Source organism: Draconibacterium sp. (assembly GCF_041583095.1).
Taxonomy (GTDB): Bacteria; Bacteroidota; Bacteroidia; order Bacteroidales; family Prolixibacteraceae; genus Draconibacterium.
Genome location: NZ_JBFHGM010000229.1, coordinates 1 through 8,014 on the forward strand (window position 1 = coordinate 1; position 8,014 = coordinate 8,014).

Here is an 8,014-nt window from a genome sequence, read left to right on the forward strand (position 1 = left end):
AGACCTAGTAAAAAAAGTGTATTCAGAACTCCCCGAGAAGGTGAAACAAGCCAAAGGCATTCTGAATAAGCCAATGACGTACGCAGAAAAAATTCTTTATTCTCACCTGTTTGCAGCGCAGGAATTAGCTGCCTTTAAACGTGGAGCAGATTATGTTGATTTTGCTCCCGACCGTGTAGCCATGCAGGACGCTACTGCGCAGATGGCATTGCTTCAATTTATTAACTCAGGAAAAAAACGTACCGCAGTTCCGTCAACCGTGCATTGCGACCACTTAATTCAGGCGCAGGTAGAAGGAAAAACCGACCTCTCCGTTTCAAAAACCGCTAACAAGGAAGTTTTTGATTTCCTGGAGTCTGTTTCCAATAAATACGGAATAGGTTTCTGGAAACCGGGAGCAGGGATTATTCACCAGGTGGTTTTGGAAAACTATGCATTCCCGGGCGGAATGATGATCGGAACTGACTCGCACACCGTTAACGCGGGTGGACTCGGAATGGTTGCCATTGGAGTTGGTGGTGCCGACGCTGTTGATGTAATGGCAGGAATGGCCTGGGAGTTGAAAATGCCAAAAATGATCGGTGTAAAACTCACCGGGAAATTGAGTGGCTGGGCGGCTCCAAAAGATGTTATTCTTAAAGTGGCCGGAATTCTTACCGTTAAAGGTGGAACCGGAGCCATTATCGAATATTTTGGCGAAGGTGCAAAATCGCTTTCAGCAACCGGTAAAGGAACCATTTGTAACATGGGTGCCGAAGTGGGTGCTACCACAAGTATTTTTGCTTACGACCAAAGTATGGAGCGTTATTTACGCGCTACAGGTCGTGCAGAAGTAGCCGAACTGGCCAACGGGGTTAAAGAACACCTTGATGCCGATGCCGAAGTATATGCAAATCCAGAAAAGTATTACGACGAGATAATTGAGATCAACCTTTCGGAACTGGAGCCACACGTAAACGGGCCATTTACCCCTGACCGTGCCACTCCTATTTCGAAAATGAAAGCCGAAGCCGAAGCCAACGGTTGGCCAATGGAAGTTTCTGTAGGATTGATCGGTAGCTGTACCAACTCATCATACGAAGATATTTCGCGTGCTGCGTCGATTGCCAAACAAGCCGAAGAAAAAGGTTTGGTTACCCAGGCAGAATTCACCATTACGCCAGGATCGGAGCAGGTGCGTTACACCATCGAACGCGATGGATTTATCGATACTTTCGAGAAAATTGGCGGAAAAGTATTTGCCAATGCCTGCGGACCATGTATCGGACAGTGGGCGCGCCCCGGAGCGGAAAAGGGAGAAAAGAACACGATTGTGCACTCGTTCAACCGTAACTTCTCGAAACGTGCCGACGGCAACCCGAATACCCACGCATTTGTAACATCGCCCGAACTGGTAACAGCGCTGGCCATTGCCGGTCGTTTGGATTTTAATCCGGCTACCGATACCCTGACCAACAAAAACGGCGAACAAGTAAAACTCGACCTGCCAACAGGCGAAGAACTTCCGGGCAAAGGTTTTGATGTTAAAGATCCGGGATTCCAGGCTCCGGCAGCAGACGGTTCAAACGTTGTGATAAATGTGGCTGACGACTCTAATCGTTTGCAGCTTTTATCTCCTTTCGAAAAATGGGACGGACAGAATATCACCGGTGCCAAACTGCTGATTAAAGCCGAAGGAAAATGTACCACCGACCACATTTCAATGGCCGGACCGTGGTTACGTTTCCGTGGTCACCTTGACAATATATCGAATAACATGCTGATTGGTGCAGTTAACGCGTTTAATGGCGAAACCAACAAAGTGAAAAATCAGCTTACCGGCGAATACGATGCAGTTCCTACCGTTCAGCGCCAGTACAAAGCCGAAGGAATTCCAACGGTTGTGGTTGGCGATCATAACTACGGTGAAGGATCGTCGCGCGAGCATGCTGCCATGGAACCTCGTCATTTGGGTGTAAAAGCCGTTATCGTTAAATCGTTTGCACGTATCCACGAAACCAACCTGAAAAAACAGGGAATGTTAGGATTGACCTTCGCGAACGAAAACGATTACGACCTGGTACAGGAAGACGATGTATTCAACTTTGTTGACCTGGTAGATTTTGCACCGGACAAAGCACTTACTGTTGAGCTCGTTCACGCTGATGGTTCAAAAGATGCCATTAAACTGAACCACACTTACAATGCGCAACAGATTGAATGGTTTAAAGCCGGATCAGCATTGAATCTTATCAAACAACAAAATGCGTGATAAGCATTGAAATGAAAACTTCGGCGTTGTTTCACAAATTTGAAATCCTCACTTACGAAAGTAAGCTCCGGTATTCAAATTAGTTCACGCCTTGAATTTTCCTATTTCAATGATCATCACAATTGAGTATAAAATATGATTAACCCCGGGCTTCAGCCCGGGGGCTGATTACAAAACATAAACAAAGGCGAATCCGGTACAGTAAAACAAAGAGTTAGGCCAACTATTCGCCGCATACTGAGAGCATCAAATAACGATACATAAAATAATTATAACCAGTAAATTAATTAATTAGGACCATGCAAAAAATCAAAGTACAAAATCCGGTTGTCGAGCTCGACGGTGATGAAATGACCCGGGTAATTTGGGATTTCATCAAACAAAAACTCATTCTTCCCTATCTTGATATTGATTTGAAATATTACGATTTGGGAATGGAAAGCCGCGATGCCACCGACGACCAAATTACAATAGACGCAGCCCATGCCATACAGAAATATGGTGTTGGTGTAAAATGTGCCACCATCACTCCCGATGAAGTTCGTGTGGAAGAATTCGGCCTGAAAAAAATGTGGAAGTCGCCAAACGGCACTATCCGTAACATTTTGGGCGGAACGGTTTTCCGCGAGCCAATCATGATTTCGAACATTCCGCGTTTGGTACCGGGTTGGAAAATGCCAATTTGCATCGGTCGTCACGCTTTTGGGGATCAGTACCGTGCTACCGATTTCCTTACCAAAGGAAAAGGTAAGTTAACCATCACTTTTACACCTGAAGACGGCAGCGAACCTATTTCGCACGAGGTTTTCGATTTCGAAGGAAACGGACTGGCCATGGCCATGTACAACACCGATGAATCGATTATCGGGTTTGCCCATTCATGTATGAATCAAGCGCTAGACAAAGGTTGGCCGCTGTATATGTCAACAAAAAATACTATCTTAAAAGCCTATGATGGTCGATTTAAAGACCTTTTCCAGATGGTTTACGAAAACGATTACCGCGAAAAATTCGAAGCCAAAGGAATTTGGTACGAACACCGTTTGATCGACGATATGGTAGCCGCAGCCCTGAAGTGGGAAGGCGGATTTGTTTGGGCTTGTAAAAACTACGATGGCGATGTACAAAGCGATACCGTAGCACAAGGTTTTGGTTCGCTGGGATTAATGACATCAACACTGGTTACTCCCGACGGGAAAACCATGGAAGCCGAAGCCGCTCACGGAACGGTAACACGCCACTTCCGTCAGCACCAGCAAGGAAAACCAACATCAACGAATCCGATTGCATCAATTTTTGCATGGACACGAGGTTTGGCTTTCCGTGGAAAACTGGACGAAAACCAGGAACTAATTGATTTTGCGCATGCGCTGGAACAAGTTTGTATTAAAACCGTAGAATCGGGCAAAATGACCAAAGACCTGGCCATGATCATTCACGGTAAAGAACTTCAGGAAGTGCATTATTTAACTACTGAGCAGTTTTTGGAAGCGCTGGACGAAAATTTACAGGCAAAGTTGAATTAGAATAGTTCACGCAGATTGCGCTGATTTACGCAGATAAAAACCGAAAATATTTCGGAACCTGGAAAATATAGGAATGGAGATTAGTGAAAATCAAATATCTTATGACATCAGAGGAGCAATTTTTGAGGTTTATAATGCGCTTGGACCGGGGCTTTTGGAATCGGTTTATGAGTCTGCTTTAGCTTACGAACTGCGTGAAATGGGTTACGATGTAAATACGCAGGTTGATCTCCCGATAAACTATAAAGGGAACAAACTTGAAAAAGGATATCGTATTGATATATTAGTTGAAAACAAAGTAATAATTGAAGTTAAATCGGTTGAAACCATGAAGAAACTGTATTTTAAACAGACAAATTCATACCTCAAGTTGGCTAACAAAAGATTAGGCATATTGGTAAATTTCAACACCGAAAACATTTCAAACTCAATACAACGAGTTGCTAACAACTTATAAATCTGTGAAAATCCGCGTAATCTGCGTGAAACAAAAAAAAATTACTCTGCGAGAAATATTAGTGATATGACAGAAAAAACCAAAATAATTAACGGGAAGTTGGTAGTGCCGGATTATCCGATCATTCCTTTTATTGAGGGCGACGGAATCGGAAAGGATATCAGCCTGCCTTCGCAACGTGTAATCGACGCTGCTGTGGCTAAAGCCTACGGCGACACCAAAAAGATTACATGGAAAGAAGTGCTGGCCGGCGAAAAAGCCTACCACGAAACCGGAAGTTACCTGCCCGACGAAACCATCGAAGCTTTTAAGGAATACCTTATCGGTATTAAAGGCCCGCTGCAAACACCCGTTGGTGGCGGAATACGTTCGTTGAACGTGGCCTTGCGCCAAACGCTCGATTTGTACGTTTGTGTACGCCCGGTGCGATGGTTTAAAGGTGTGCCCTCGCCTATTCGTTACCCGTCGATGGTGGACATGCACATTTTCCGCGAAAACACCGAAGACATTTATGCCGGTATCGAATACATGATGGGCGAAGAAGAGACGAAGAAGTTTCGCGATTTTCTGATTAACGAAATGGGTGTCGATAAGATTCGTTTTCCCGAGTCGTCGTCGTTTGGTGTAAAACCCATTTCAAAAGACGGATCGGAACGCTTAACAAAAGCCGCTATCGAGTACGCCATCAATCGCCAGTTGCCATCGGTTACCATCGTTCATAAAGGAAACATTATGAAATTTACCGAGGGGGCCTTTAAAAACTGGAGTTACGACCTGGCAGAAACGGAATTTGCCGAACAGACTTTTACCTGGCGACAATATGAAACCCTGAAAAAGGACAAAGGCGAACTGGATGCAAAAAAAGCACTCGACGAAGCCCGAAAAGCCGGAAAAGTGATCGTAAAAGATTGTATTACCGATGCCTTTTTGCAGGAGTCGTTGTTGCACCCATGGGATCACTCGGTAATTGCTACCATGAACCTGAACGGCGATTACGTGTCGGATCAGCTGGCAGCAATGGTAGGTGGAATCGGCATTTCGCCGGGAGCAAATATCAACTACCAAAGTGGTTATGCCATTTTTGAGGCTACCCACGGAACAGCGCCAAATATTGCCGGAACCGGTAAAGCCAACCCGGGATCACTGATCCTGTCGGCGGTTATGATGTTGGAATATATGGGATGGAATCTGGCAGCTGAGCACGTTTACGATGCAATGGAACACGTATTTGCAAAACGTAAAGTAACCAGCGATCTGCATGCGCAAATGGAAGGAGCTACACTGCTGTCGACTTCTGAATTTGCCGATGCCATAATCCGAAATATGCATTAATTAAATAAATCAATACCAATAACAGATGGAATACATTAAGTACAGATTTTACCAGAAAGCGAATAAGTGCGCTAAGGAGTTCCAAAGACTCAAAAGTGAACATGCCGATGTGGTACTCGGACAAGTAACCCTCGGGCAAGTATTAACCGGAATGAAAGGTATCCCTTTGCTGGTTACCGACACTTCAAAACTCGATCCCGAAGAGGGAATCCGTTTTAAAGGTTATTCAATTCCTGAATTGCGCGAGAAACTGCCAAAAATAAATCCCGATGGCGAGCCAATCCCTGAAGGACTGCTTTACCTGATGCTTATCGGCGAGATCCCGTCGCAGGAAGATGCACTGAACCTGTCGAGAGACCTGGCAACACGTGCACACGTACCACAGCATACTTTCGACGTAATTGATGCGATGCCAAAAACATCGAAACCAATGACACAGTTCAGCGCTGCGATCCTTTCAATGGCAACCGAGTCGTCTTTCCAGAAAGCATACCGTGCCGGTGTAAACAAAAAATATTTCTGGGATGCCACTTACGAAGACGTAATGAACCTGATTGCACGTTTACCGCGTATTGCAGCTTATATCTACCGTCGCCAGTTCTTTAACAGCGACCACATTGAACCAAATCCACGTTTAGACTGGGCAGGTAACCTGGCGCACATGATGGGGCACGACTCGGAAGAAGTTCGTCGTTTGTTCCGTTTGTACATGATCATTCACGCCGACCACGAAGGTGGAAACGTATCGGCACACACCGCACACCTGGTAGGTACTGCACTAAGTAATCCGTACTACTGCTATGCTGCAGCAATGACCGGTTTGGCCGGACCATTGCACGGACTGGCAAACCAGGATGTTATTTTCTGGATTTTCGAAATGATTGAAGAACTGGATACCGATACACCTACCGACGAGCAGGTGGCTGAATACTGTAAACATACACTGGAAAGCGGCCGCGTAATTCCGGGATACGGACACGCTGTATTGCGTAAAACCGACCCACGTTTTACCGCACAACAGGAATTTGCCAACAAGTACATTAAAGACGACAAAATGGTGAACCTGGCCAACCAGTTGTACCGCGTTGTTCCTCCAATTCTGGGTTCGGTTGGAAAAATTAAAAACCCATGGCCAAACGTTGATGCTTACAGTGGTTCGTTGCTGTATCACTACGGAATTAAGGAATACACCTTCTACACCGTAATGTTTGGAGTATCGCGTGCATTGGGAGTACTGGCATCGTTGATAAACGACCGTATTTACGGTATGCCGATCGAGCGCCCAACTTCGCACCCGCTTAGCTGGTTTAAAGAACAAGCTGAAGGAAAAGGATCAGATTGCTAATACTTGCAACAAGATGATATTACGAAAGCCGGTTTTACCGGCTTTTTTGTTTATGAAGTTTGATTTGCTGCTTACTAATTGCACTCCGATTGGAAATTGGCGCGAGCGGAGGGATGTACTACCAACATAACTTACAATCCAATTTATTTTGCAAATCCTACATTCGGACTCAATTTCAACCGTTTTAATGAAAAATTCCTATGTAAAAAAAGCAAGCCCAAAAAAACCGGAGGATTTGTAGGTGCCCTGCCTCTTGTTGCTCGTCCTCCTTTTTTAAAGGAGGTGGCTCCACAGGAGTCGGAGGATTCATTATGCAAAAACAATCCCCCTTTTGTTCCCCCTTCGCCAAGGGGGACAAGCAGCCGCGTCCTCACTTTTTTAAAAGGAGATGTCCCTATGTTTCGATCGGGACAGGCTCTTCGCCAGGGGGGAAAGAAAATGGACACATGAATTAAATGATCAATATTGAATTTACAATATTGAATTTATACCAATTGTACTTTATTTTGCCGCATGGCAAAAAGAAAGTTTACAATGGTTAATGCCGATAATACAACAAAGGAGGAGACTGAACGAAGTGAAAGTATGCGACATTTTGTTGTTAAATCGGTATTACAACAATTCTTTTCATTTGAAATTTCTGATTGAATATTGAATATTTTACATTCTATTCCTGTGAAAATTTGAATCATAACCCTTACGGATGATGCTATTAAGTGCCGGGGCTTTGCCCCTGTGACAAAACAGGGCCATCGGTCCGCAACAGTAAAGCGTTGTTCGTAAGGGCAACGATATGTTACCGATAGGCATGGGGACCAAAAAACAAAAGACTGCCCTCCGGAACAGCCTTTCGTTTTAGTGGTATAGCGGCGGAATCACTCTTCCACCACCTCATCCTCGGGTTCTTCGCCCGGCCTCGATACATAGCTCACACCCCACTCGCGTGCTAGTTTTCGGCGGTTGGGGGGTGTTTCTTTGCGGTAGTAAAATTCTACCTCATCGTAAATATCACGTATCAATTCGTCGATTTCTGGCAGCATATCCAGCACATCTTTGTTTTCGGCATCAAAAGCCTGCTTTTCGGCCGACTGTGCATTACGCAA

The 8,014-nt window shown here is 44.9% G+C and carries 6 protein-coding genes; 5 read left to right on the plus strand and 1 reads right to left on the minus strand.

Annotation, left to right across the window (positions count from 1 at the left end; all coding sequences use genetic code 11):
* From ABZB17_RS17370 to ABZB17_RS17390, 5 genes are all read left to right on the plus strand, one after another.
* Positions 1–2,251: aconitate hydratase (locus ABZB17_RS17370; protein WP_372651983.1), on the plus strand; the 2,251-nt coding region annotated here is incomplete at its 5' end.
* A 299-nt stretch (positions 2,252–2,550) separates the two neighbouring features.
* Positions 2,551–3,777 carry an isocitrate dehydrogenase (NADP(+)) gene (locus ABZB17_RS17375; protein ID WP_372651985.1) on the plus strand — a complete coding sequence of 409 codons (1,227 nt, stop codon included), beginning with the start codon at positions 2,551–2,553 and terminating at the stop codon, positions 3,775–3,777.
* Between the two features lie 73 nt (positions 3,778–3,850).
* The gene (locus ABZB17_RS17380) at positions 3,851–4,234 is read left to right on the plus strand and encodes a GxxExxY protein (protein WP_372651987.1); all 384 of its coding nucleotides are present in this window, start codon (positions 3,851–3,853) and stop codon (positions 4,232–4,234) included.
* Between the two features lie 66 nt (positions 4,235–4,300).
* Complete coding sequence (gene icd, locus ABZB17_RS17385) at positions 4,301–5,566, plus strand: NADP-dependent isocitrate dehydrogenase (RefSeq protein WP_372651988.1); 1,266 nt, start codon at positions 4,301–4,303, stop codon at positions 5,564–5,566.
* Between the two features lie 25 nt (positions 5,567–5,591).
* The gene (locus tag ABZB17_RS17390; protein ID WP_372651989.1) at positions 5,592–6,911 is read left to right on the plus strand and encodes a citrate (Si)-synthase; all 1,320 of its coding nucleotides are present in this window, start codon (positions 5,592–5,594) and stop codon (positions 6,909–6,911) included.
* A gap of 875 nt (positions 6,912–7,786) precedes the next feature.
* Here ABZB17_RS17390 and ABZB17_RS17395 read toward each other — a convergent pair.
* A partial coding sequence (locus ABZB17_RS17395) for a hypothetical protein (protein ID WP_372651991.1) occupies positions 7,787–8,014 on the minus strand: 228 nt, incomplete at its 5' end.